24 protein-coding genes are annotated in these 26,119 nt (G+C 44.4%); 11 read left to right on the plus strand and 13 right to left on the minus strand.

What is annotated here, in order from left to right; genetic code table 11:
* Positions 1-62 precede the first annotated feature (62 nt).
* A complete protein-coding gene (locus tag FIU99_RS22885) occupies positions 63-1,706 on the minus strand; it encodes a methyl-accepting chemotaxis protein (RefSeq protein WP_039952180.1) in 1,644 nt (547 codons plus the stop codon).
* Positions 1,707-2,080: 374 nt separating this feature from the next.
* Between FIU99_RS22885 and FIU99_RS22890 the strand changes: the two genes are divergently transcribed.
* The 4 genes from FIU99_RS22890 to pstB all read left to right on the plus strand — a co-directional run bounded on the left by FIU99_RS22890 (position 2,081) and on the right by pstB (position 5,622).
* Positions 2,081-2,902 (plus strand): phosphate ABC transporter substrate-binding protein, encoded by an 822-nt coding sequence (locus FIU99_RS22890; protein ID WP_006961588.1) that lies wholly within the window; start codon positions 2,081-2,083, stop codon positions 2,900-2,902.
* A gap of 95 nt (positions 2,903-2,997) precedes the next feature.
* Positions 2,998-3,930 carry a phosphate ABC transporter permease subunit PstC gene (gene pstC, locus FIU99_RS22895; RefSeq protein WP_006961587.1) on the plus strand — a complete coding sequence of 311 codons (933 nt, stop codon included), beginning with the start codon at positions 2,998-3,000 and terminating at the stop codon, positions 3,928-3,930.
* A 21-nt stretch (positions 3,931-3,951) separates the two neighbouring features.
* The gene (pstA, locus tag FIU99_RS22900) at positions 3,952-4,815 is read left to right on the plus strand and encodes a phosphate ABC transporter permease PstA (protein ID WP_006961586.1); all 864 of its coding nucleotides are present in this window, start codon (positions 3,952-3,954) and stop codon (positions 4,813-4,815) included.
* A 57-nt stretch (positions 4,816-4,872) separates the two neighbouring features.
* Positions 4,873-5,622 (plus strand): phosphate ABC transporter ATP-binding protein PstB, encoded by a 750-nt coding sequence (pstB, locus tag FIU99_RS22905; protein ID WP_006961585.1) that lies wholly within the window; start codon positions 4,873-4,875, stop codon positions 5,620-5,622.
* Between the two features lie 101 nt (positions 5,623-5,723).
* Here the strand turns inward: pstB and FIU99_RS22910 are convergent, their stop codons facing one another.
* The 4 genes from FIU99_RS22910 to rsgA all read right to left on the minus strand — a co-directional run bounded on the left by FIU99_RS22910 (position 5,724) and on the right by rsgA (position 10,082).
* The gene (locus FIU99_RS22910) at positions 5,724-6,854 is read right to left on the minus strand and encodes a GGDEF domain-containing protein (protein WP_006961584.1); all 1,131 of its coding nucleotides are present in this window, start codon (positions 6,852-6,854) and stop codon (positions 5,724-5,726) included.
* Positions 6,838-7,320, minus strand: coding sequence for a molybdopterin-dependent oxidoreductase (locus tag FIU99_RS22915; RefSeq protein ID WP_006961583.1), 483 nt, complete (start codon positions 7,318-7,320; stop codon positions 6,838-6,840). Before FIU99_RS22915 ends, FIU99_RS22910 begins: the two co-directional genes overlap by 17 nt.
* 280 nt (positions 7,321-7,600) lie before the next feature.
* Entirely contained in the window at positions 7,601-8,818 is a 1,218-nt protein-coding gene (gene sstT, locus FIU99_RS22920; RefSeq protein ID WP_006961582.1) for a serine/threonine transporter SstT, read from the minus strand.
* A gap of 208 nt (positions 8,819-9,026) precedes the next feature.
* Positions 9,027-10,082, minus strand: a complete 1,056-nt coding sequence (rsgA, locus tag FIU99_RS22925; RefSeq protein WP_006961581.1) for a ribosome small subunit-dependent GTPase A — start codon at positions 10,080-10,082, stop codon at positions 9,027-9,029.
* A gap of 364 nt (positions 10,083-10,446) precedes the next feature.
* On the opposite strand from rsgA, the gene FIU99_RS22930 reads away from it, so the two are divergent.
* On the plus strand, positions 10,447-11,226 hold the full coding sequence (locus FIU99_RS22930; RefSeq protein ID WP_006961580.1) for a PilZ domain-containing protein: 780 nt from the start codon (positions 10,447-10,449) through the stop codon (positions 11,224-11,226).
* A gap of 57 nt (positions 11,227-11,283) precedes the next feature.
* On the opposite strand, the gene FIU99_RS22935 is transcribed toward FIU99_RS22930, so the two are convergent.
* From FIU99_RS22935 to nagB, 5 genes are all read right to left on the minus strand, one after another.
* A complete protein-coding gene (locus FIU99_RS22935) occupies positions 11,284-12,762 on the minus strand; it encodes a DUF1566 domain-containing protein (RefSeq protein WP_006961579.1) in 1,479 nt (492 codons plus the stop codon).
* A gap of 133 nt (positions 12,763-12,895) precedes the next feature.
* Entirely contained in the window at positions 12,896-13,735 is an 840-nt protein-coding gene (locus tag FIU99_RS22940) for an energy-coupling factor transporter transmembrane protein EcfT (protein WP_006961578.1), read from the minus strand.
* Entirely contained in the window at positions 13,732-15,423 is a 1,692-nt protein-coding gene (locus FIU99_RS22945; RefSeq protein ID WP_006961577.1) for an ABC transporter ATP-binding protein, read from the minus strand. Before FIU99_RS22945 ends, FIU99_RS22940 begins: the two co-directional genes overlap by 4 nt.
* A gap of 6 nt (positions 15,424-15,429) precedes the next feature.
* Positions 15,430-15,978 (minus strand): ECF-type riboflavin transporter substrate-binding protein, encoded by a 549-nt coding sequence (locus tag FIU99_RS22950; RefSeq protein ID WP_006961576.1) that lies wholly within the window; start codon positions 15,976-15,978, stop codon positions 15,430-15,432.
* A gap of 256 nt (positions 15,979-16,234) precedes the next feature.
* Positions 16,235-17,035, minus strand: a complete 801-nt coding sequence (gene nagB, locus FIU99_RS22955) for a glucosamine-6-phosphate deaminase (protein ID WP_006961575.1) — start codon at positions 17,033-17,035, stop codon at positions 16,235-16,237.
* Between the two features lie 352 nt (positions 17,036-17,387).
* Between nagB and FIU99_RS22960 the strand changes: the two genes are divergently transcribed.
* Together FIU99_RS22960 and FIU99_RS22965 are read left to right on the plus strand one after the other, a co-directional pair.
* Positions 17,388-18,557: a tetratricopeptide repeat protein gene (locus tag FIU99_RS22960; RefSeq protein WP_006961574.1), complete on the plus strand. Its 1,170-nt coding sequence runs from the start codon at positions 17,388-17,390 to the stop codon at positions 18,555-18,557.
* 303 nt (positions 18,558-18,860) lie between these two features.
* On the plus strand, positions 18,861-19,763 hold the full coding sequence (locus tag FIU99_RS22965; RefSeq protein ID WP_006961573.1) for a DMT family transporter: 903 nt from the start codon (positions 18,861-18,863) through the stop codon (positions 19,761-19,763).
* Here FIU99_RS22965 and FIU99_RS22970 read toward each other — a convergent pair.
* Positions 19,760-20,224, minus strand: coding sequence for a GNAT family N-acetyltransferase (locus FIU99_RS22970; RefSeq protein WP_006961572.1), 465 nt, complete (start codon positions 20,222-20,224; stop codon positions 19,760-19,762). The two genes, FIU99_RS22965 and FIU99_RS22970, sit on opposite strands and share 4 nt — an antisense overlap.
* Before the next feature lie 278 nt (positions 20,225-20,502).
* Here FIU99_RS22970 and FIU99_RS22975 point away from each other — a divergent pair, with 278 nt between their 5' ends.
* The gene (locus FIU99_RS22975; protein WP_006961571.1) at positions 20,503-21,933 is read left to right on the plus strand and encodes a methyl-accepting chemotaxis protein; all 1,431 of its coding nucleotides are present in this window, start codon (positions 20,503-20,505) and stop codon (positions 21,931-21,933) included.
* Positions 21,934-22,002: 69 nt separating this feature from the next.
* Here the strand turns inward: FIU99_RS22975 and FIU99_RS22980 are convergent, their stop codons facing one another.
* On the minus strand, positions 22,003-22,740 hold the full coding sequence (locus FIU99_RS22980; RefSeq protein WP_006961570.1) for a flagellar brake protein: 738 nt from the start codon (positions 22,738-22,740) through the stop codon (positions 22,003-22,005).
* A 170-nt stretch (positions 22,741-22,910) separates the two neighbouring features.
* On the opposite strand from FIU99_RS22980, the gene FIU99_RS22985 reads away from it, so the two are divergent.
* Both FIU99_RS22985 and FIU99_RS22990 read left to right on the plus strand, forming a co-directional pair.
* On the plus strand, positions 22,911-23,198 hold the full coding sequence (locus FIU99_RS22985) for a GNAT family N-acetyltransferase (RefSeq protein WP_039952178.1): 288 nt from the start codon (positions 22,911-22,913) through the stop codon (positions 23,196-23,198).
* The gene (locus FIU99_RS22990) at positions 23,195-24,172 is read left to right on the plus strand and encodes a phosphotransferase (RefSeq protein ID WP_006961568.1); all 978 of its coding nucleotides are present in this window, start codon (positions 23,195-23,197) and stop codon (positions 24,170-24,172) included. The genes FIU99_RS22985 and FIU99_RS22990 overlap by 4 nt, the downstream gene beginning before the upstream one ends.
* Positions 24,173-24,206: 34 nt before the next feature.
* On the opposite strand, the gene FIU99_RS22995 is transcribed toward FIU99_RS22990, so the two are convergent.
* Positions 24,207-24,701, minus strand: coding sequence for a GNAT family N-acetyltransferase (locus FIU99_RS22995; protein ID WP_006961567.1), 495 nt, complete (start codon positions 24,699-24,701; stop codon positions 24,207-24,209).
* Between the two features lie 212 nt (positions 24,702-24,913).
* Here FIU99_RS22995 and FIU99_RS23000 point away from each other — a divergent pair, with 212 nt between their 5' ends.
* On the plus strand, positions 24,914-26,092 hold the full coding sequence (locus FIU99_RS23000; RefSeq protein WP_006961566.1) for an MFS transporter: 1,179 nt from the start codon (positions 24,914-24,916) through the stop codon (positions 26,090-26,092).
* Positions 26,093-26,119: the final 27 nt, after the last annotated feature.

The raw sequence follows: 26,119 nt of genomic DNA on the forward strand, positions 1-26,119 counted from the left end.
TTACTTTGCTAGTGGTATTTAGTGAGGTAAAAACGCCGACCCTTGGGTCGGCGCTTGTTATTCTAAACTTTAAAAAAGCCTAGCTGCTGTTTTTGTTTTTCAGCCAGAGTAGACAACTCATGACTGGCTGCAGCGGCTTGGGTAATCCCAGTTACGTTTTGGCTCACCAGTTCATAGATGTTACTTAGGTTGTTATTGACGTCGGATGTGACTTGGCCTTGTTCCTCAGACGCGACGGCGACCTGAGCGTTGATGCTAGTCAATTCTGAAATTGATGCACTGATGTGACCGAGTGCCTCACTCACTTTGGCCGCTTGAGTTTGGTTTTGTTCGATCATTTCAAGGCTTGAGTTCATGCTGTCATTTGCAACACCAGACTGGCGCTGAAGATCTTCAATGATCACCTGAATCTCTTTTGTCGACTCCTGAGTTCGAGCTGCAAGCATTCTTACTTCATCTGCAACAACGGCAAAACCACGCCCGCTTTCCCCTGCGCGAGCCGCTTCAATCGCGGCATTCAGTGCGAGTAAGTTGGTTTGCTCTGATATGCTTTCTATCACTTCAATGACCTTGCCAATTTGCTCCGACTGCTCTTTTAACGAGTTAACCACCCCAGCGGCTTGAGAAAGATGCTGAGCCATCTTTTCACTGGCGCGGGTATTTTGTTCAAATGTTTCTAAGCTTTCTCGCGCCAGTTTATCCGCATTAATGGAAGCGGAATCTGCGCTGTTAGCATTCTGAGTGACTTCCGTGGCGGTGCTTTCCATTTGATTAATCGCGGAGGCGACTTGCTCGACTTCATTTTTCTCTTGATCAGAGTTGGTGCTTGACTGAGTCATGACTGCTGCTAATTCAGTGGAAGCGGATGCAACATCAACACTGATTCGAACCAGTGAGTCGACCGTATTCTGTAGCTGTCCCACTGTGCTATTGAAATCGCGAGATAGGGCTGAGATTTCATTGTTGCCTTCTTCTTTTACGGAAACCAACAAGTTGCCCTGTGCGAGCTCTTTCATTGCTTGCTGTAATTTCTTAATCGGTGTCACTATGATACCCGCCAGCATCCAGCTGATGGCTAGCGCTGCAGACAGAACCAATAAAAGACCGACAATACCGCTGTTCATCACATTGGAGTGGATGGCCTCGTTAGCATGCACTTCATCAAGCGCCAATGTGTTGAGCTTTTTCGATAGCCTATCGATTGCCTGAACCATTTGGTTGCCTGCAGTGCGATAGTCGCCTGCCGCGCGATCATATTTTGCCTCAAACCCTGCTGGTGGGTTGTCGCTGCCGTGGCGCACCTTGAGCAAAGGGATCATCACATTGATGGAGTAGTTCACGTAATGGTCGATAGCGGTGTTCATATCAGCAATTTCTTGCTCCAAGCCTTCTACTGTACTGAGAGACTGGAGTAACTGACGGTTTGCCTGCTGTTTGCTTTGCAAATGTGTCGCCAGCTGCTTTACATCTTCAGCGCGAAAAAGGCTGTAGATGGCTTTGATTCGCATGCCATAAGTGTTATCGATGATCTGAGTCAGTTCATCTTTATGATTAACGAGGTTTTCTGTTGAGACGGTAACTTGATTGAAAGCATTTTTAAGACTGGTTGTGCTGTAACTTATCCCGACCACTAGTAGTAGCAATGTGAATATGACAGGAACCACTACCTGGAGCTTAATGGAAAGCCCACTAAGTAATTGGCGCATGAATTGTCCTCTTCTATATTGTTAGTGAGTTGTATGTTGTTATTTTTATAATTAGGAGGAATGATTCTAATTTGTCTCAGATATAATTCAATCTGGAAAATGATGATTTTATAAAATTATCCTTAATAAATTCGAAAATCATTTTCTTTTTAAGTCATAGGGTTATTGCTCTATTGTCGTATTTCGATAGTCGAATCTTACAGCTTGTTACACCATTGTTTGACCTGTCAGTAATTCCCCATCAAAAATTCCTAGCAAATCTCATCTGTCATACAGGCTTCAACGAAGTGAAACACAACTGTCACATTTGAGTCCTAAAGTGAGCACCGTTCAAGTGAAATACAACGGCAATAATGCCAACTAAGGAAATTGTGATGAAAAAGACAGTTATCGGTGCAATCGCACTTCTAGGCGCAATGGCAGTGACTTCAGTTTCTGCTAAAGAAACTATCTCTGCAGTGGGCTCTAGCAGCGTAACTCCACTGATGGAAGTTTTCTCTGAAACATACATGAAGACTAACTCGAACGTATTTATCGAAGTTCAGGGCCCAGGTTCATCTGCTGGTGTTAAAGCAGCGAAAAACGGTTCTGCTGACCTAGGTATGTCTTCTCGTAACCTGAAAGACTCTGAAAAAGAGCCAGCTCTTAAAGAGCTAACTGTTGCATTAGATGGTATTGCAGTAGTTGTTAACCCTAAGAACGACCTAAAAGCACTGACAGCTGAACAAGTAACAGCTATCTACAAAGGCGACATCACTAACTGGAAAGAAGTTGGTGGTGCTGATAAGCCAATCGTAGCAATCACTCGTGACACAGCTTCAGGTACCCGCGGTGCTTTCGAAGACATCATGAAGCTGAAGAAGAAAATCTCTGGTAAAAAAGTGTCAGCTATCTCTCAGCGTGCTCAAGTTGCAAACGGTAATGGTGCTCTAAAAACTATGGTTGCATCTAACCCATACGCAATTGGCTACATCTCTCTAGGTACTGTTGATAACTCAGTAAACGCACTACCTATCGATGGTGTTGAAGCTAATGTAGACAATGTGAAGAACGGTTCTTACAAAGTTGCTCGTCCATTCCTTGTTCTTTACAAAGACGGCCAACCTTCTGCTGAAACTCAGAAATTCCTAGACTGGATGGTTTCTACCGAAGCTCAATCTCTAGTAGACAGCAAAGGCTACATCTCAGTTAACTAATTTTTTAGTAAGACTTCTTAATTGCTCAGCCCACTTTGGGCTGAGCCTTTTCTTGACTTCAAGCGAACATAATTCGTGAGAACGGTAAGAATTTTATGACCATCGCAACAAATAGTGACAAGCTTATGAATACTGAAGCGACTCAAGTTTCTAAGCCTGGTTTACGTGCTCAAAAGCGTGTGGACTGGAAAGAGCGCATTTTCCATGGCTTATTCCTTACCAGTGCTGTAATTGGCATTGTGTCTCTGGCGGTTATCGCCTATTTCATCGTTAAAGAATCTATTCCAGCCTTCCAAGAAGCCGGTGTGACTGGCATCGTGCTTGGTCAGGACTGGTTGCCGCCAGCACTATACGGCGTTGCAACAATGATTGTTGCTTCAATCGTGTCGACGTTTGGTGCGGTTATTGTTGGCGTTCCTGTTGGTGTTCTGACGGCGATTTTTATTGCTGAAATCGCACCGAAGCGCTTAGCGGATGTTATTCGTCCAGCCGTTGAGTTGTTAGCAGGTATTCCATCAGTGGTTTATGGTTTCTTTGGACTGGTAATCATTGTTCCTTTGATTCAGAACGTCTTTGATGTTCCGGCAGGTAACACGATTCTAGCGGGTATCATTGTACTGGGTGTGATGATTCTTCCGACCGTTATTACGGTTTCAGAAACCTCAATTCGCGCGGTACCTCGTACTTACAAAGAGGGCTCTTTAGCTCTTGGCGCATCCAAAATCTTTACCATCTTTAAGTTGCTCGTTCCAGCAGCACGTTCCGGCATTATGACGGGTGTTATTCTCGGTATCGGTCGAGCTCTGGGTGAGACGATGGCAATCATCATGGTAATGGGTAATGCCCCTGCGATGCCACAAGGCATACTAGACTCGGCTCGTACCCTAACCGCTAACATCGCCATTGAAATGTCTTACGCAAGCGGTGTTCACGCCAATGCACTCTACGCAACAGGTGTTGTTCTACTGGTGTTTATCATGATGCTTAACGCAGCATTGCTTTATTTGAATCGCGAGAAAGCGAAGTAAAGCGGGTTAAAGGTGACTATTATGGATCGCGCAAAACTTAAAAAAGCACGCCAGTTTAAAGACAACATCTTTAACGGCTTTATCTGGGCTGCCGCTGCGCTGACGGTTGGCTTTTTGTTCTGGATTATCTGGTACATTTTGTCGAACGGTTTACAGCACGTAGACTGGAACTTCATTACGGACAACTACACTCGTACTGGCGAAGAACACGGTATCTTTCCAATGATTGTAGCGACGGTTTACATGGTAATCGCATCGATTGCGGTTGCGGCGCCACTGGGCATCATGACGGCAATTTATTTGACTGAATATGCCAAAGTGGGTAGCCGTTTGGTGAAAGTGATTCGATTCTGTACCGAGTCATTGGCGGGTATTCCGTCAATCATCTTCGGTCTATTCGGTATGACTTTCTTCGTGGCAATTCTTGGTCTTGGTTTCTCGATTTTATCGGGTGCGCTAACACTGAGTATTCTGATTCTGCCTGTTATCATCCGTACAACGGAAGAAGCGCTGATGGCTGTACCTCAGACATATCGTGAAGGTTCATATGGCTTAGGCGCTTCAAAAATCTACACTATCTGGCGTTTGATATTGCCTAGTGCAATGCCAGGTATCTTAACCTCGGTCATTCTAAGTATTGGTCGTGTAATTGGTGAATCAGCTCCTGTATTCCTGACAGCGGGCATGGTGGCACGTATTCCTGACTCGCTTCTCGATTCAGGTCGTACGTTGACCGTTCACCTTTATAAGCTGACTACTGAGCTGTTCACTATTGAAGAGTGGAACCAAGCTTATGGTACAGCAACCGTGCTGATTGTCGTTGTTCTCGTTATCAACATGATCACTAAGTTAATTGCAAGTCGTATCAACACAGCAAGCTACTAACAAGCGACATTACTGATTAAGCACTAACACGAATTTTAGATTTAAGAGATTGAGAACATGAACAAATTTGATATTGAAAACCTAGATCTGTTTTACGGCGAAAACCAAGCCCTGAAATCCATTAACCTACCTATTCCTGTACGCCAAGTTACAGCGCTTATCGGCCCTTCAGGCTGTGGTAAGTCTACACTACTTCGTTGCCTTAACCGTATGAATGACCTAATTGAAGGCGTGAAGATTACGGGTAAGTTGGATATGGACGGTACAAACATTTATGGCAACATCGATGTAGCAGACCTGCGTATCAAAGTTGGTATGGTTTTCCAAAAGCCAAACCCATTCCCAATGAGCATTTACGAAAACGTGGCATACGGGTTACGTGCACAGGGCATCAAGGATAAAAAGCACATTGATGACGTAGTCGAGCGCTCTTTACGTGGTGCTGCACTTTGGGATGAAGTCAAAGATCGTTTGAAATCACACGCATTTGGTCTTTCTGGTGGTCAGCAGCAGCGTTTGTGTATCGCTCGTACGATTGCGATGGAACCAGATGTCATCTTGATGGATGAACCAACGTCTGCCCTTGACCCAATTGCGACACACAAAATTGAAGAGTTGATGGAAGAACTCAAGAAAAACTACACAATTGTTATCGTGACTCACTCCATGCAGCAAGCTCGTCGTATCTCAGACCGTACGGCTTTCTTCCTGATGGGAGAGTTGGTGGAGCACGATGACACTCAGGTTATCTTTAGCGAACCAAAAGATGACCGCACTAAGGGATATGTAAATGGTGATTTCGGTTAATCACCTAACCGTTTTACTGGCATTATCACTATAACAATAAGCGATGGTACTTTGCCCCTCTTCGAGAGGGGCTTTTTTATGTCTCGGGGTTGGGACTATTGCTAGTGTCTTTTGAGGCTAAATACGTTGCCGTCACCGCTTTTGGTAGAGAACTTCTTTTGGTACATACTCTGATCGGCAATGGAAATCAGTTGGTTAAGGCTGGTAGCGTCGTGTGGATAGGTTGCAATTCCTAGACTAGTGGAAAGATAGACCTTCTGGTTCTGAATAGTAATACTGTCGTCAAAGCAGCGATTGATGGACTCCGACAGTTGTTTGATGGTGGTTTCATCTGCTGAGTTGGTGAGAACCGCGAATTCATCACCACCAATCCTGAATACGGATAGATTGTGACGACTCATTAGTTCGACCAAACGCGCAGAGACGATCCTCAACGCGAGGTCGCCTGCTTGATGGCCGTGGGAATCATTGATTTTTTTGAAACCGTTGAGATCGAGCAAAATCAGTGAGAATTCAGTGTTCTGTTCGATGTAATCAGTCAGTTGCCTCATGAATGCTAAGCGATTCGCAATCCCTGTCAGAGAGTCAGTCAGGGATGCTTGCTTATGAAATAGCGCTTCCTTGTGGATGATATAGCTGACGACACCAACACAGGCAAAAAGTAGCATCATCAGGACGAATTGCGCATGTGTTATTGTCTGAGCTTGCTTCATTTGAGATTGGTATAGCGGACTCTTAATACGAAAGTTCGTATTTACGTAGTTGATCATCGACATGTATTGATATTCGAAGTCTTTTGCGAGGCTGTGAGCCAGTCCTCGATCTTCAGGTAACCGCTCTATTTTGTGCTCCAAGCTCTTAAATTGCTCAAACAAGGTTTTGAAGTAGCTCTTTGCTCCGGGCAATGCAATAAATGTATCGGCTTCGCGGCTGTTTATTAGTAGATCGAAGCGACTCCAAGTGAGTTCGTATTTTAGTATCGTAAGATCTAAAAACTCGTCATCTTTTTCAGCTAAAGGAGTGATGGCTCTCAGCTCAGAAAATTCTTTTGTTAGTTGAAACAGAAACCACGTAGCTTGGTTTTGCTGTTCACTGTAAGAGTGGGCTAAGTCTCGAGTAGCAGAAAGAAAGTAAAGATTGGCGACGATCAGTATCGCAGAGAGAAAGATCAGTAATACCTTAGCTCTAGATAGAATCTGGTTAAAACTACGAACTCTAGTTGGATTTCTCATCGATATATCTGTGAATCTTTATCTCGTCAATTTGCCACACCATCTGAGAGTGAAAAGCGGTGTTATCAATCTCAGGGTACTTATCTAAATTAAAGACCAGCCAATAAGGGCCTTTATTTCGCACCTTCATTTTCTCGCCATTCATTTTATAGGCAACTATCGGGTCATACTTGAGGATGTTTTCGATCGTGGTACTGGCTGCATAATCATTAAGAGCAATGAATGAAACCGCGAGCGTGTCTTCAACACCAAGCTGCTTGAGCAGGTCAGAGACTCTAAAGCCCGTGAATTGATTGGCATCTGGGTACCATGGAAGCTGGGTTGTGAAGGTGATTGGGGGGTATTGGGAAACCAGTTGGTCATAAACCAAAGTCTTAGGCTGTTGGTTTTCCATGCGGACGACCAACTCTGCACTGAACAGGGGCGTGCTAAACAGAAGCACAAAGGCGATAACAACACCTCTCATAGAACTTCCTTAAATACGGCAGTTAATTAATAAGCATTATGTCACTAAGTATATGTTCAGATATTAGCCATGGAAATTAATTTACCAACTAAGTCGATTTATCTGGCTTAACCACATGAGCTACAGTGTTTAGTCTTTAGCTTGTGACGAAATATGTAAGGTTGGGAGACACTTCCTGAAAGGCAATTGTTACGACGATTTCTATGGAACACGTGGTGGATAGGGAATAAAAAAAGCCCGGCATGTAGCCGGGCTCTAATATGTGTGTAAACAACGAAGATTAAGCGTTCTGCTTTTGCTTCGCTTTACATACTGCTGCAGTGAAGACAACGTCTGTCGAGCTGTTGAGTGCAGTTTCAGCTGAGTCTTGAACTACACCGATGATGAAGCCTACAGCAACAACCTGCATCGCGATTTCATTAGGAATACCAAATAGGCCACAGGCCAATGGGATTAGCAGCAGTGATCCACCTGCAACACCAGAAGCACCACATGCAGAAACAGCAGCAACGATACTCAGAAGTAAGGCGGTCAGAATATCGACTTCAATACCCATTGTATGAACCGCTGCAAGTGTCAATGTGGTGATCGTGATTGCCGCACCAGCCATATTGATAGTTGCACCTAGCGGGATGGAGACAGAATATGTATCTTCATCAAGCTTTAGTTTCTCACACAGTGCCATGTTTACTGGAATATTCGCAGCACTTGAACGTGTGAAGAAGGCTGTTACGCCACTTTCACGTAGACATTGGAATACAAGCGGGTAAGGGTTTTCGCCAGTTTTGACCAAAACAATGATAGGGTTTACGACTAGTGCAATAAACAACATTGAGCTTAGCAGTACACCTAGTAGCTGCGCGTAACCTGCCAAAGCATCGAAACCCGTCGTTGCTAGCGTTGAAGACACCAGACCAAAAATACCAAATGGTGCTAAACGGATAATAAAGCGAACGATTTGAGAGACACCGTGGCTCAAGTCTTCAAATACTGCTTTAGTTGTGCCTGATGCATGGTGAAGTGCAAGGCCCAAACCAATCGCCCATGCCAGAATGCCAATGTAGTTAGCATTCATCAGTGCACTCACTGGGTTATCAACGATTTTGAACAGCAGAGTGTTCATAACTTCGCCGATACCTTGAGGTGGGGTGGCACCTTCAGCACCAGAAACCAGTGTCAATGTGGTCGGGAACATGAAGCTAAGTGCGACTGCGGTTAACGCTGCGGTCAGCGTGCCGAAAAGGTACAGAACCACTATTGGACGCATGTAGGTGTGCTGATTTTTCTTCTGATTAGCGATTGATGCAGCAACCAGAATAAAAACAAGAATAGGGGCGACGGCTTTTAATGCGCCGACAAATAAGCTTCCGAGTAAACCAACACTTTGTGCGTATTCTGGAGATACAGTTGCCAAGCCTACACCGAGGACGATACCGGCTAAGATTTGTAATACCAGATTTCCGCGAGCAAAGCGGGCAAAGATAGAGTTGTGTTGCATAGTTATCCCTGCAATGAATTATTTTATAAACTTCTAGTAATTTCAGTTATTGATAACTGAGTGGGACAATACTAGCGTGTTGATATAATGTGTCTAGAATTAATTGATTTTTAGCATGATAAATTATTGGAAATGTCAAAATGTGAATATTGTGTTATTTATGTTGTCAGTATTGTACAAAAAAAGGGGCGTTTAGCCCCTTTTAAATTTACAAACTTTGTTTGCGACTTCGGCTGGCCGTTTGAATGTTCCTGTACATCTTAGTCTGCTGCTTATAAGAAGCGCGACGCTCAGCTAAAGTAGCGCTATTTCTTTGCTGTTCGCGCATCAACTTCAGATAATTATTCAGCCTTCGCTGTTCTAATTGCCCTGTCTCGATTGCATTTATTACCGCACAACCAGGTTCACGGTCGTGTTGGCAGTCAGAGAAGCGACATTTCTCCGCAAACGCTTCGATATCTGAAAAGGTTTCTGCCACGCCATCCGCGCAGTCGAACAATTGCAATTCTCTCATTCCAGGTGTGTCAATTAAGACACCGCCACTTGGCAGGAAGTGCATTGAACGGCCAGTGGTGGTGTGTCGTCCTTTACTGTCACTTTCTCGAATGCCTCCAGTTAACTGAACAGAATCGCCTAGTAAGCCATTGACTAAAGTCGACTTTCCGACACCAGAGGAGCCCATGAAAGCGACAGTGGATCCTGACTTACACCAACTACTTAGCGATGTATATTGCTCTCCATCTAAAGCATTGAGCATTTCTACCATAAGCAAAGGATCGAGTTGTTGTACTTGTTGGCGCTTCTCTTCTGCATCAGTGACTAGGTCAGCTTTTGTTAACACGATGACAGGCTCGACCTCGGCTTCGTTTGAAGTGGCCAGATAGCGCTCAATACGGCTTAGATTGAAATCATCGTTAAGCGCACAAACGATAAACAAAGTGGACACGTTTGCAGCAATCAGCTGCTCGGCGACTTTGCTGCCAGCAGCTTTACGAGCAAACAAAGATTGGCGGTCCAATAAACGCTCGAAGCCACCTTGTTTGTCTAACAAAAGCCAGTCACCGACAGTCATCATCGGCAGTGATTTATGGATGGCTAACGTCGTTTCACCATCTTCGCTGAGCAGCTTGTAGCCACTTCTATGGTGCTCTACTACGCGCGCAACGCGGCTGTGTTCAAGTTCTTCAAGTGTCAGTTGTTGTTGAAATAAGTTATTCCAGCCAAGTTGAGGCAAATTCAACGGCTGCTTGGGAATGATATTCATTGTATACCCCAGACCTGCAGAAGGGTTTCTGCATTAATTTGTCAGCTAGGGTCATTAGACCCCGGTATGATTACACCGGGCAAAGGAAGGGAAGTCTGTAACCTATTGTTACTTATGAGGTCTTCACTAATTCTGCCGGGTGGGTTCTTGCTACAATCATCGTATCCTCCTAAATTTTTCGGTTTGATTTTGTGGTGAGTTTAGCCAAACTCAGCCAGATTATAATCTCGATTGTTCTTCTAATCGACTCTTTTTTAAGCGCATTATAAATTAATGTAAATCTAATGTTAACTTTTCTTGCTGATACCGTGTGATTGCTTATAAACTGTATATGTGAGTTGGTTTATATGGACACAGTAGAATAATGACAGAAGCGACGCAAAGCGAGACAGCGGAAGTGATCGAGCTATCTTCCGCTGAAGCTGCCCAGACTAAAGAAGCTCCCAAACCGCCTTCTGATAACATCAAATATGGTGAAGATGCTTTCCGTGATGTTAAGCCCTTGAGTGAAGTTGCATTCCTGATCACCACCCCAACGGGCAAAAACCTTAAAGGCAAAACCAAATATATTGGTCTCCACTCAAACAACCTCATGCTGCTAGAGATGCCAAAGGTTTCCCCCAAAGAAGTGGCCGTATTTTTTCAGCGCGGTTACGCGATCAAAGCCTGCGTCATTTCTGAGGCTGGTGAAGGCGCAAGAATTTACTTTAAGAGTAAGCTGGAATATGTGATTGAAGCGGGAGGTAACAGTCTATTTCTTATTACTTTACCTGCTGCGACTCAGGTTGCTGCTGGGTTGAGAGAAAGTGCTCGATTAGAGTTAGCGTTAGAAGGGGTATTGGCTCCACAATCTCATCACTTTAAGTGTCAGATTCGCGACATCTCGAGTAATGGCTGCTTGATTGTTGTCGATCGCAACCTGACTAATCATAAAGTTGGTGATCTTATCTCATTGAGCATCCAAGTTACGGAAACCGATAAAGTTGCAGAGCCTCAAGTGCTTGAAGCTGTGGTCAGAAACGTGAAAATGACCAGCCGCTATTGTAAATTCGGAGTACAGTTTGAGAAAAGTAGTCTCGAGCCTGTAGCAAGCTTAATTGAAGGGCTCAACTTTTGTCAGATGAGCCAAAAATTTACACTGTAGTAAAGTATTACGAAGAAAGGGAGCGCCTTTGTACCAGGCGCTCCCTTTTATTATGCCTTAGCGTCTTGGGGGAATTTCATCTGGTGTGAGGTAACCGTCGTTATTCCGGTCTAGGCGGCTAAAATCTTTTTTCAACGGCCCTTTTACCTCATTGCGTGAAAGTTTCCCGTCACCATTTCGATCCATTCTTGGCGGTAACCCTCCTGAGCCTGAGACCCCTTTTTGTGGGCGGCTACTTTTCATAGAATGGGTATTTGTCCCACTGTTAGTAAAAACTTTAGCCATGCGTTGATGTTGAGGTGGGTTTTGCACAAACTGGACATCACCGCCTGCCACACAGCGCACCATGTTTTCAACACGTACCGCATCTCCCTGAGGTCCATGACCTGTTGGGTACATGTTGCTGCTGCCAGACTTAGGATCACTTCGTTGTGAACCCGCACCATGAACATCTATCCATTGATTGTTCATGTATCCCATTGAACGACCAAAAGCGATATAAGCCGCATTGGCACCATTGCGCAAATTCTGGTGAGTGGTACTGCTCCAATAGTTGGCGTAGTCTGTTTGTCCTGCTTCATTGCGAATTGTAGTGGTCTCGAACATCGGATCTATAGCTGCAGAATTTGATGTATTAGGAGAGCGAGAATAATCCACAATGGATTGCAGTTCTTTGGCATTTGGTAAGCGCCAATCACTTCGGCCTGCGAATGATAAGTTCTGACAGTAGCTTAGGGCTTCTGGGAATTTAACATTCTTTCTATTATCGCTTTGTTGCCATAGCAGGCCAGTAGCCGTGTCTTCGATCGTGCCGTTTTTGTTGTCTGTGAATTGATTCTGACCGTACAAAGTATTGCCGCGTACAGCTAGAACATAAAAGGTTTTCTTACCACCTTGTGGATTTTCAATACCATAGCCTTTGATTCGACCATCTATGAAGTTAACGCCAAATACTGTTTCATCTCCACGCATTGTTGTTGAGACATACTTAGTGCTCGATACAAACTGACTGTCAATGAGCCTCTCTCCTGATAGTGTGTCTCCAGAGTTCATTGCAAAGTACTGGTCGTCGATGAATGGCACCAATTTGATATTGCCAGTCTGCTTAAGTCCGCTGGGATCTTGACCATCAAATAAGATCAACGAGTAAAGTTCTTTAATACTAGGTAACCGCCAGTCGTCGTAACCAGCAAGACGTAACTTGTCTACATACTCAAGCGCTTCTTGATAACTGAGCTTGTCATCGGCGTTGATCTTGCCGTCTTTGTTGATATCAGTGGTTGACGACCAAACTAGCCCAGTCACCTTATCCGTGACGGTGCCGTCGATGTTAGCTTGGTATGTGGGATGGTTACCAACGTATTGTGCGTCCTGACCGAAAGTGTCGGCAGAAGAGGTGGGGCAGGTCGAAGACGCTTGTTTAATGCCAAAACATTCTGTTTGGCCTGTATCAACAATAGGGTAGGTCAGGCTGGCTGAACTAGTCCAAGAGATGCTATAGGCCATCAGGGTGATGACCATGTAATTTATCTTCATGACGTATCCTTGCTCAATGATTTATATGATGAATTTTATCGTCAGATGTGTAAAGGAGAGTAGTGAGCGAGTAAAATAACGTAAAGAGAGTAGATAATAAAAACCGAGCAGAGTGCTCGGTTTAGAGAGGAATTTAGAATGGATACCAGAACAACTGGGGTTCTAGCGCTCTTTTGACTATGGCTAGAGTTACAATGACGAAGATACCAGTGAGACAGTATCTGTCTGCGCGGGAAAGAGGTTTCTGGCTATACCAATTGCGTCGTTTGTGGCGACCAAATCCGCGCAGTGTCATTGCGTTAGAGATTTCATCTGCTCGCTCCAAGCTAGAGAAGATCAATGGCCCAAGGATGTTGGCGACGTTTTTCATTCGGCTAAATAGCGGCGCAGTTTTGGATATATCCAACCCTCGTGCTTGTTGGGCATGCATAATATTGATGAAATCTTTTTTTACTTCAGGTAGATAGCGTAATGTCAGGCTGACGGCGTATGCAATTTTATAAGGCACGCCAATACGGTTAAGGCTCGCTGCAAACTCAGTTGGGTGGGTTGTGAAGACAAACGCCAGCGCAACTGGGAACATGCTAAAGTACTTAAGAGTCACCGTTACCAAATAAAACAGAGTTTCCTGTGTTAATGCATAGTGGCCAGGAAGGTTAAGGATGACGTTCGTACTCCCCAGCAACTCACTACCTTGTTGTGGCGCTAGTAAGAACATAAAGAGTGCATTTAGCATCAGCACTCCACCTGTTCCTATCAATAACGGTTTGTAGACTCTAAATGGCACTTTGGTGCTTGCTAGCAACCATAACCCGCCTGCTATCAGGGCTGAAATAAGGCGCAAATCGAAAGTGGTGAGCACCACCGTGACCCAAGCGATAAATAACAGAAATTTTGTGATGCCGTTCAGTTGATGCAAAGGAGATTGAGTATCTACATAACTGATACCAAACTTCATTTTTGAGGTATTCATGCGACTCGCTGCTCCAGCTTTATGAAATGCTGCATAAACTGGTTTTTGTCTGCAACGTCGAGCCTCACCGCCATATCGTACAAACTGGTTGTCGTCAGGTTAGCTTGGTTGAGCAAGTCAGGTTGAGAAAATACATGGGTCATTGGGGCATCGGCAATCAAACGGCTATCCGCTATTACAATCGAGCGCTGAGTATGCTCTAAGACTAAGTGCATGTCGTGAGAAATTATCACAACGGTGATACCTAGCTCCTTGTTGAGTGTCTGGATAAAGTCGAGCATTGATGTGTAGTTGCGATAATCTTGGCCAGCCGTCGGCTCATCAAGAATGAGCAGCTCCGGTTCAAGAACCAAAATAGAAGCAATAGTGACTCGCTTTTTCTGTCCATAGCTCAGAGCTGAAATCGGCCAATGGCGATATTTGTTTAGCCCGCATAGTTCGAGCACACGAAGTACTTTCTGCTCAATCTCTTTTTCATTCAGACCTTGGTTGAGCAGTCCGAATGCGATTTCATCAAAAATCATATGGTGTGAAATCATGTGATTTGGGTTCTGCATGACCACACCAATTTTCTGGCTTCGTTCAAATATGGACAGTGTTGATAAATCTTGGCCGCGCATTTCTATACTGCCGGCATCAGGTTCGATGACACCCATGATTAACTTGGTGATGGTTGACTTACCTGAGCCGTTTTTACCAAGAATCGACACAAACTCGCCCTGATGAATATCGAAACTCACACCTTCAAGAGCGTTCTTTTCACCATCATAGGAATAAGTCAAATTATTAATGGAAAGTAAGGGTGTGTTTGATTGTGCTGATGCTACTGCCAGGTCGCATTGCCAATGAGAGAATTGCTTGGCATGTTGCTCAAGATTAATTCCACCTAATGTGGATGGTTTGTCCTCATCACTGAGTACAACGTTGGCTGCTTTAAGTGCAGACAAATACAAGGGCTCGCGGATTCCGTGTTTTTCCAGAAGTGATGATGCGAGTAGGGCATCTGGCGTCATATCCGCTACGATTTCCCCTTGTTCCATCAGGATAATTCTATCTACAGAGCGATGGAGAACATCCTCCAGCCTATGTTCAATGATGATGGTGGTTTTGCCGCTCTCTTTATGAAGTTGGTCAATGATTTCAATAGTCTTGCGGCCTGTCTTAGGGTCTAACGCTGCAAGAGGCTCATCGAACAGTAGTGTATCGACGTCATCGACGAGAATGCCCGCTAGAGAAACACGCTGCTTCTGTCCGCCCGATAAATCATGGGGAGAACGGGTAAGCATATCTTCAAGCTCTACCATTCGAGCCGTTGATTTAACGACTGGGTACATGTCGATATTCGATACCAACTGGTTCTCGAGAGCGAAGGCGATATCTTCACCGACACTAAGGCCAACAAACTGGCTGTCGGTATCTTGAAGAACAGTGCCTATCTGCTCGGTAAACTGGTGTAGTTCCCATTGTGATGCGTCCTGACCATTCAAGGCCAAAGAACCGGATATCTCGCCGGAAATGGAATGGGGGATAAGCCCGTTAAGGCATTGGCCTAGCGTAGATTTTCCACTACCACTCGGGCCAATAATGACGATTTTCTCTCCTTTCTCTATCCTTAGATTGATATGTTTTAGCGTCGGTCTATCCAGTGACTCGTACCTAAAAGAGAAGTCAGAAAATTCGATGGTCATTGCCGATTAAGCCTCTGTCAGATTGCGGCTTTGTTTGTTTCGTTTAGCGACAGACTTGAGAATGAAATAGCCTACCACCGCAATCAGGACTGTGTTACCCGCAGCAATAATCGTCAGCTGGGTAAAGACTTTAGTGAAAGGTTCGGCATAAAGTACTGTATCGAGAAATGCGGAACATCCGTAACCAACAATGTTACCGATGAGCGCGAGAATTATGAACAAAGAGAAATCTCTGAGGCTGAATTCGCCCTTTGAGATTCGATTTTGGGTCAGGCGAGGGAAGAAGCCAATCACCATACCAACAATGCCTGAGCCCAATACCCAAGTCAGCCATACCCCCCAGCCAGCAAAAAGGTCTGTAACCCAGTGTCCAATGAACCCTACTAGGAAGCCAACCAAAGGGCCGAACAGAACTGAAAATAGTGCCAGCACTGCCATTGCTGGCTTTAGTGTGGTGTTAGCGAATACCGGAATGCCAAACATTGGTAATCCACCGATACCGTATAATGCAGCACCGATTGCAATCACAACCACAGTTTTAGCTGATAGATTCATAGATAATCCTATTTTGTCTCAATTATTCAAAGAACTGACACAAGTTCTTATTCTGATTGACTTTTAATTGATTGTAGATGTTAGGGCAAAGATTATACCTGTTGATAATAAAGTTGGAAAGCTAACTGTCTAGATGGCTAACCGGTATGTTCAAGAAACCACCTCTAAGGTTTCGATAGGTTAGAAAATAAAAATCCGATGCTTTATACATCGGATTTATTATCTTTTACTGGCTTACTTAAGCTTGTTTGATGAATCAGAAACCCTTGATGTTTTCTGCTTCAAGCTCTGTGAAGTATTTCACTGTCTTCACCTTCAATTCTTGTGTCGAAGGCTCATCACACACAATGACAGATTTAGGGTGTAGCTGAAGCGCAGAGACTGTCCATAGGTGATTGACGCTGCCTTCTACGGCGGCTTCTAATGCCAGTGCTTTATTATGGCCAGTAACCAAAATCATAATTTCTTCTGCGTCTAACAGAGTACCTACGCCGATAGTCAGAGCGTATTTAGGAACTTGATTGATATCACCATCGAAGAAGCGTGAGTTTGCAATACGGGTGTCTTCTGTCAGTGTCTTAATACGGGTGCGAGAAGACAATGAAGACGCAGGCTCGTTGAACGCTATATGACCATCATTACCAACACCACCCATAAACAGGTTGATGCGCCCATAAGACTTAATTTTGTCTTCATAGCGCTGACACTCGGCTTCGTGATTAGCCGCATTACCGTCTAGCAGGTTAATGTTCTCTTCCTGAATATCAATATGATTGAAGAAGTTACTGTACATGAACGAGCGATACGACTCAGGGTGATCAGCTGGAATGCCAATGTACTCATCCATGTTAAACGTTACAACGTGTTTAAAGCTTACTTCACCAGCTTGGTACAGTTCGATAAGCGCTTTATACGTAGCAAGCGGTGTACCGCCGGTTGGTAAACCTAGTACAAACGGACGATCAGCACTTGGCTCAAAGTTGTTAATGCGTTTAGCAATGTGCGCCGCAGCCCATTTACCTACCTGTGCAGCTTTATTTAACGGGATTAGTCTCATTGGTTGCCCCTAGTATTGGAATTATGATGCTCTGAAACATTAATTTGCATTATAAAATAAGTTTGTTGGAACGGCTATTGTTTTTGGTCAATTTTTCACTTTTCTTTTCATTTAGGGGAATCATTAGCGGTCTTTTCTCAAAAAGCACCTGTCACTGACAATATAAATTTATTTCGAAAATTAAGCATGTAAATGTTTGCTCCTGTGACATGTTTTGTATTTTATTCATCAACCAATCATTGGAGTGAGGTACAATTAGAGAAAGATGGTATAAATCCTCAACTTTTGTTGTGGCTGGCCGACAAGAATTTCATACGACAAAACGCCAGTCGAAGGTGAAGAAAAGATATAGATGAATGTTATAGGGATCGCCATCGGGGCGACCGGTTTGTTACTGCTTTGCATGTTCATGTGGATGCTTGCACTTCAGCTGCGTAAGAAACGACTGGAGCAAGAGCGTAAAGAGCGTGAAATCGCTTACCGGAAAGCAATGGAAAAAAACCGTAAGCAAGAACATGAAGATCGGATTCATAAGGCCGAGAGTGGCCATATCCCGACCATACTGTTTTTGGCTAAGGAAGCTGAACGTTCAAGACTGAAAGAAGCACTGTACTGGTACAACAAAGCAGCGCGGCTGGACAACGTCACTGGCATGTACGGTGTTGTTCGCATCAGTAATAAGATGAATCAGGACTTAGTGCTGAGAGAAGAAGCTAAATTCTGGCAAACATGTATTCCTGCGATGGAAGGCAGCATCCCCCATAAATTTGAAATGGCGACAGCTTTATTCCATGGTCGAGGAACGGATCAGAACATTGGTAAAGCGATTCAAATATTGAAGCAGGCTGCAGAGCAGAATTATGTCGACGCCCTGATATTTCTGGGTGACTGGTATGCGTCACCGCATAACCCTGAACCTAAGCCAAGTCTATCCACCGAGTATTATCAGAAAGCCGCCGCGTTGCGAAACAATGAAGGGCGTATGAAGCTTGGGTTGAACTACATTCACGGTATTGGCGTGGCGTCTAATCATGCCAGAGGGTGTTACTGGCTCGAACGCGCGGCCGAAAAAGGTTACACCGACGCTATGTATAATGCTGGTGAAGCTTGGATGAATCATCGTCCAAATGGCAATGCGATTGCTTATATTTGGTTGTTCTTGGCTGGGCAGTTAGGTCATGAGCCTGCAAGAGTATTGCGTGACCAAGTAGCATTAAACCTTGGTGTGGATACGGTTGTGGGTTTGCAATCTTTATCTAAGCCTATCCTAAAGAAAATTAAAGATAAGAAAGTCAGCAAGCACGCTGTGATTAAAGCGCTCAACAAGTTATATAAGCGCAATATTCCCCTTGAAGAGAAAGAGGTACTTGGTAGCCAGGCTACTGAGGAGCTCGAATTGGATCTTTCTCAAGAGCCTCTGGTTTCTCCAGATGATGGCAGTGACCCTCAACCAGAGAATGACGCTCAACCTGCAATTAAAGAGAAGCTCGATTTTTCTCAATCTAATATCGACAAAGCATGATATGCGGCCCCTTACTTGTTAAGGGGCTTTGTTTTTATACAGACTCTCCAGTTGCATATTCTCGTCGCACGGACATGTAGTGGGCATCGGTATTCGCGTTGCGATTTTGAACGAGATGAATCTATTTAACTGACCCAAACCGACCTAAAAAATAGTCTTTAAATTCATTGTGATACTCTCGAAGCAAGCGTATGAAATGCGTTAACTCAGAATATGGCCATTTTCGGAAATGTAATGCAATTTATGATTGATTCTGCTTAACAATTGATTCACATTAGGCGCAAACAATAAGAGGGATAAATCATGTCTACCGCTAGTTTCCTGCGCTTAATCTGTCTCGCTGCAATTTGGGGTGGCTCTTTTCTGTTTATGAAGATTGCCGCCAATACGTTTGGTCCAGCCTATTTGATTGAGTTCAGAGTGGGTTTTGCTGCGATCAGTTTGTTTCTAGTCTCTCTTTATCTACGCAAGAAATTAGCTTTCAGAAATCACTTTAAACACTTCATGATCATCGGCTTGTTTAATACGGCGTTACCTTTTTTATTGTTCGCTTACGCCGCTCAAACGCTCAATGCATCGACTTTGTCCGTTCTGAACTCAACGGCGGCGATTTGGGGAGCACTGATTGGCGTTTTCTGGCATAAATCCCTTCTGACCGGTAAAGCGATATTTGGCATGTTGCTTGGTGTGAGTGGCGTTGTTGTGCTAGTCGGCTGGGATGCGGTGAACATTGGTATTAGCGCAGCACTACCCATTGCCGCAGGTGTCATGGCAGCTTGCTGTTATGGAATTGCGACCAACTATACCAAAACAGCTCCTAAAGTAGCTGCATTTGAAAATGCGCACGGAAACATGTGGGCGGCCGTTCTGTGGATATTACCTTTGCTTCCATTTGTCCCGATGCAAGGTGAGCCAAGCACCCATGAAATGTTGTCTGTGGTTGCGCTGGGTGTGGTCTGTACAGGTGTGGCTTATCTGCTCTATTTCCGACTAGTGGCTGATGAAGGGGCGGCATCTGCACTGTCGGTAACATTTTTGATCCCGGTGTTTGGCATTATGTGGGGATCGTTGATCCTTGACGAGCCGATAGGACTCAATACCTTTGCCGGAACCGTACTTGTATTGTCTGGTACTATGCTTGTAACGGGGTTCTCTCCTGTCCAGCTGTTGAAGAAATCACGTGTCGCTGAGCAGGTCTCGGGTTAACGCTCGTTTAGATCGAGAGTCATAAAGTTACTATTTGGGTCAGGTTGGTAGTCAGCGAAGGGAGAGCAGTATTCAAAGCCAAACTTTTGATACAGTTCTCTGGCAGGCTTAAAGAAGGACATCGAGCCTGTTTCTAGACTAATCCGCTGATAGCCTCTCAGTTTTGCCTGTTCAATGGCATACTGAAGAAGAGCTGAGGCGACGCCTTTATTTCGCGCGCTAGGTGTTGTCCTCATTGATTTCAACTCAGCATGTGACTCAGACAGCTCTTTAATGGCGGCACAACCTAAGAGCTGCTCTTCTTTCCAGCCTGTCCAAAAAGTGACTTCAGGGGCTTTTAAGGCAGATGTATCCAGAGCGTGAACACTCTCAGGTGGCGATGTCGCATTCATATCCGCCAAGTGTTCTTGCAGTAAATGGATGACATCAGGGTGGTCTAATTCGTCTACTATTATCTTCATCACTTTTCCTTGTTGATAGCGTACAAATAATCTAAATCTTCCGTAGAAATTTCTCAATCACCGCTAATCAATCAGTTGCTTAAATGTTGCGGATGTAACGAGTTGTTGCAGAACGACAGGTCGTATAAGTAAGGGTTAGATCTCATAAATGACATTTCAATAGTATTACATTTCATTGTTACTTGATTCATGTCTCATAAATTACTCTTATAGGCCGATAGTTTTATATAACCAACATTCCGTATAGGGAGTTCTTGGTTAGAAGAGGCAGGATTAACATGAAAGAAGTAGATTTCAGAACGATAGATAAGCTTTTTATTAAGATGTCTATCAATGACAAAATGTGGGTGATTTTTGCCATTTTTCTTGTTGCTATTGGCAGCATCGCTGGTGGAAATTATTACTCTAAAATTGAACAAATTGAGAAAACGGCGATTTTAGCCGCGAGTCATCAACTCGATGGGATGTTGAGTACGGGTTCTGAAGCGTCAATAGCTGGCCAAGCCAATATTGGCAAGGTCTCTAGCGTCAGTAAGCCTGCTTACAATAACGGCATTGTGACTGTGTCTCAAACCAGTAAGGATGGCAATGTTTATCAACTGACTTTAAACAATCAGGTACAAGATCAGCAAGCTAGGTCTCAAGCCCTATCCAGTTTCTTCTTTAGTTTTGTTTGGGTGATTCCTTTTGCGGTATTTTGTTACTGGGTTGCGACGTTTATTGGTGGAGCGTTATGGGTGCTTTACACCACAACTCAAAAAATTGGCGAAGGCGATCTGACTTCGCGTTTGGGCTTCCACCCAGGGCGAGACGAGTTCGGTACTATTGGTTGCGCTCTTGATAAAGCAATGGATACGCTCACGGACTTAGTGAACAATGTTAAAGAGAACGCCAATACACTAAGTGAAACCTCTGCTTCGTTTGAAGAAGAGATGAAGTTGAGTGAGTCTCAGATTAGCAACCAGTATGCATCTTTAGATTCTGTTGCGACAGCGATGGAAGAGATGACTGCTTCTGCGAAAGAAGTGTCCAACATTTCACAGCAAGCCATGGGGCAAACGGAGCAAGATTCGCAACACATTGATGGCAGCCACAAGCGTGTCCAGTCTGCGATCAACGAGATTGATAAACTGTCGAGCTATATCGAGCAAGCTTCCAGCTCTGTTGCAACGCTGAATGACAACACGACTCAAATTAATGAGGTGATCACGACGATCAATGCGATTTCAGAGCAAACGAATCTGCTGGCACTCAATGCTGCGATTGAAGCGGCGCGCGCAGGTGAGCAAGGCCGAGGGTTTGCAGTGGTAGCGGATGAGGTTCGTACTCTAGCTAGCCGTACTCAGGCAGCAACCGTTGAGATTCAGTCAATGATTGAAAAATTGCAGGCAGAAAGCCAAAACATTGCTTCGATTACTGAACAGACTGTAGAGCAAGCTCGCACCAGTAGCGATTTAATTGAAGACATTGGCAGTGATGTGCAATCTATTTCCGAATCGGCGCGCGGTATCATGGATATGAGTATTCAGATTTCTACCTCCGCGGAAGAGCAGAGTGCGGTGGCAAATGACATTGCTTCTGAGCTGAGTGATATCCGTACTCAGTCTAATACTATCCGCAGTGTGGCTGAGCAGTCTTCAAAAGGTGTCGCTAACCTGACTCAGGCGTCCATTTCACTGGCTGATATCCTTAAGCAATATCGCACTTAACGTTTATCAGACGTTAAAAAGGCTTGGTTAATCACCAAGCCTTTTTTATTGCCATGTTTTTAGAAAAACCTAACGCAGTGTCAGTTTAGAACCATCAAATTTCAGGTTCGCCAGCAAGTGCTTGGCATTGGTGGTTCCGTTTTCATCGAATTGGACACCGTAACGTGCGTAATGCAGCGAGCTTTGCAGATTACATATCTTGCCAAATAAAGGCTCAAACTTACTTGATTTCCCCATACCAGAATGCACTTCCAAGGCAATATCATCACCAACCTGAAACGGGCGACTTAATGGCGCTGTGACAAAGCGGCAACCACTTTTTGACAGGTCTCGAATCTGACAATCAAGCTTATGCGTTGATGCAACCACACGTGCTGCAAGATTTACGTCATACCTTGGTTCTTTGCGTAGCTGGGTGACTTGCATAGCGTTAGGAATAGTTAGAGCAACCATAGGTATTGGCTCTGTCATTACGTGTTCAAGCTGGCTTCTGAAATGGACTATCGCCCCTTCCCCTCGGTGAGAAATTGCGCGCACCGCAGTCCAAAAGCCTGATTGGAAGAAAAAGTCTAAGTCGTCGTCGGATATTTTTGGCAGTTCCGCCAAAACAAAATTTTTCGAGTGAGTGCCAATAAAAGTGGATTTGCAGCGGAAAGTCGTTCCGACTGGTGTCGTAATGCCCATTGTTAGCTCTCCGCCATGCTCAAGCATCGCCAAGGCATCAGTACTGTTCAGCGTGGAAACGCTCTTATCTCTTGAAGACATAGGTGAAGATTTGTCTGTCTTGGCAACCGCCTGAGTATTCATCTAGCCTCCGTTGGACCTACCATGTTATTGTTTTGGCTGTAGGTTTGTTTCTCTTTCTAGGAAGATCTTACGTTTTCCCAGAGGGTTAAAATTCTATGTGCGCTTTATTGTTCGTTCAAATATCAAAATAGCAAATATTTTCGATCTATGTATCAATTTTAGAGGTCAATATGTCACATAAGTTAACATTTGATAGGGCTAACTCACTGATTCGGGTCCATCTAGAGGCAGAATATGACGCCATTATGAAATTTGAGGTACATGACAATGTCTATGTCATCACATCAACTAAAGTACCTGAAGCTTTGCAAGGCAAAGGCTATGGGAAAGTGATGATGGAAACGATCTTGCCAGAGCTTGAGCGTCTTGGAGTCACAATCAAACCTGTCTGTAGCTACGTTGTGCATTATATGTCCCGTCATCCAGAATGGTCCCACTTGCTTGCGGAACAGCCATGAGCACCTCCTATGACTACCAAGCTTTGAGTCAACGTTTAGGTTATACAGAACTTAAAGGCACTGAAGTTTTGCAATCGTTGTGGAGTGGCTATGGCGAATTGGTCAGGCTCCATGTAGATGAAACCAGTATTGTTATCAAGCATGTGCAATTGCCTAAACCTTCCCATCATCCGAGAGGCTGGAATAGCGATCTCTCCCATCAACGTAAACTGAAATCCTATCAGGTTGAGCTGCATTGGTATCAGAGCTTTGCTCAGGTGGCCCATTGTTATTGTCCGCAACCTAAGCCTATAGTCGTTGAACAGCAAGGGACGGAACTCCTTCTGGTGATGGAAGACTTACATCAATTGGGTTATACCCAAACTCATCAACACGCGGCTCATGTGCAAATGGAAGCCTCGCTAAAGTGGCTTGCTTGGTTTCATGCTTCACATATTGGAGAGCGAGGAGACGGCTTGTGGGACATCGGTACTTATTGGCACCTAGATACAAGGCCTGATGAGCTGGAAGCGCTAGATGATACCCCTTTGAAACAAGCTGCGGTTCGAATTGACCGAATGCTTCGTCAAGCACCATATCAGACACTGGTTCATGGTGATGCCAAACTGGCTAATTTCTGTTTTACTTCTGATGGCAGTGAAGCCGCAGCGGTCGATTTTCAGTATGTTGGGCAGGGATGTGCGATGAAAGATGTCGCTCTGTTCATGAGCAGTGCGGTTGAGCCGGAACAGTGTGATGAAATGGAAAACTGGATTCTGGATACCTATTTTTCCCACCTTAAACGGGCACTCAACAAATTAAAGCCTGACATTGATGCCAACGATGTCGAGCAAAGCTGGCGGCCGTTATTTGCGATTGCATGGGCGGATTTTCATCGATTTGTCAAAGGTTGGAGTCCCGGCCATTGGAAAATCAATGATTACACAGAAGCGTTGGCTGACAAGGCGCTTGAGTTGTTAAAGGCTTACCCATGAGGTAAGCCTTTTCGATAGCTCGCTATTACCCTTATTACTCTGGTTTCATCCTTGCCATATAATAAGTGCTTTGGTATTTGCCCTCTCTGAATACCGCATTCTTCGCTTCACCTTCGATTTCAAAGCCAAATTTCTTATAGCACGCGATGGCCGCGCCATTATCGGTATTAACTTCGAGATGAACGCGCTTTATTTGCAGCCAGTTATCCGCTAAATCAAGGACAGTTTCGATCAGCTTACTGGCGATGCCCATTCCATGATAATCATCATGAACTGCTAACCCAAAAGTGCCGCGGTGAGCGGTACGCGGTCGCTGAGAGTGCTCAAAACCGATGTTCCCTACTACTTTTCCGTCTAGTTCCGCGACAAAGCTATAGACTCCAGTAGGCATGTTTTCCAGTCGTTGTGTCCACATTGCCACAGATGGCTTAGGGAGTTGGAGGGTTTCACGCTGCGCCTTAGGTTGTGAAAAAATTTCACACATTGCGGCTGCATCGCTCACTAGAGTAGGGCGAATTATTATTTCCATATTATTACCTTCTCGACTGGTTAAACATGACTCAACCATAACGAGCAAGTAACCAAAGATAAAGCATTGTTTTCACTTGTTTTAATAGGTCTAAATTTAATTCTGACACGTTTGAAGCTTGAACGTTGGCGAAGACGTATAAATTGTAAATAAGTTTGTTTATTTGTTGGCGAAGACTTAAGGTGTTTGAGAGCTCATAAAAGGAATAAAAAATGAACACGTCGGCTGGCTGGAAAACTCCTCAGAATTTTTTGATCATCATTTCTATTGTGGTGCCCATCGCTTTCTCTAGTTGGATGGCGCTGCTTAACAACTTTGTTATTGAAAAAGCGAACTTTGATGGTGCTGATATTGGTCTTCTTCAAAGTGTCCGTGAAATTCCGGGTTTCTTAGCGTTCACCGCCGTATTTGTTCTGATGTTCATTCGCGAACAGAAGTTCATGCTACTCGCGCTTGGGGCGCTTACTCTGGGTACCGCAATTACTGGCTTTTTCCCTTCATTGTTTGGATTGCTATTAACGACTTTGTTAATGTCTACTGGTTTTCACTATTTTGAAACCCTAAAGCAGTCTCTCTCTTTGCAATGGCTTTCAAAAGACGAAGCGCCAGAGATGCTGGGTAAGTTTATTTCTGTGGGCGCTTTGGCATCGCTAATCACTTATGGTGCGCTATGGGTCTGTCTGGAAGTGTTTCAAATGGACTTCAAGTGGGTGTATCTGACTTTTGGTGGCATTGGTTTTCTACTGGTGGTTTGGATGGCGTTTGCATTTCCTCAGTTCCAAACCCAAGTCCAGCAGAATAAAAAACTGGTGCTGCGCAAGCGTTATTGGTTGTACTACGCTCTGACGTTTATGAGTGGTGCACGTCGACAAATCTTTACTGTTTTCGCAGGCTTCCTGATGGTGGAGAAGTTTGGTTACTCGGCGGCAGATATCACCATGCTATTTCTGATCAACTACCTGTTTAACTTCCTGTTCGCGAAAAGAATTGGCAAGTTCATCGGTAAAGTGGGTGAACGTAAAGCTTTGTTGTTTGAATACACAGGTTTGATATTTGTCTTTATTGGTTACGGCTTGGTGCAAAGTGCGGAATGGGCGGCAGCCTTGTACGTTATTGATCATCTATTCTTCGCTTTAGCGTTAGCGATCAAAACCTATCTACAAAAAATTGCCGATCCTGCAGACATGGCTTCGACAGCGGGTGTGTCATTCACCATCAATCATATTGCAGCGGTATTTATCCCGGTATCCTTTGGCCTTATCTGGTTAGTGTCCCCGTCAGCCGTATTCTACATTGGCGCGGCAATGGCGGTCGTTTCGTTCATTTTGTCGCTTAATATTCCCGCCAAGCCTGAAGAAGGTAATGAAGTGCGAGTTCTCCGCTGGAGTTAGAGGTAAAGCGAAGGTTTAGCCTTCGCT

Origin of the sequence: Vibrio sp. THAF64 (genome assembly GCF_009363455.1) — a bacterium.
In the GTDB taxonomy this organism is placed as follows: domain Bacteria; phylum Pseudomonadota; class Gammaproteobacteria; order Enterobacterales; family Vibrionaceae; genus Vibrio; species Vibrio coralliilyticus.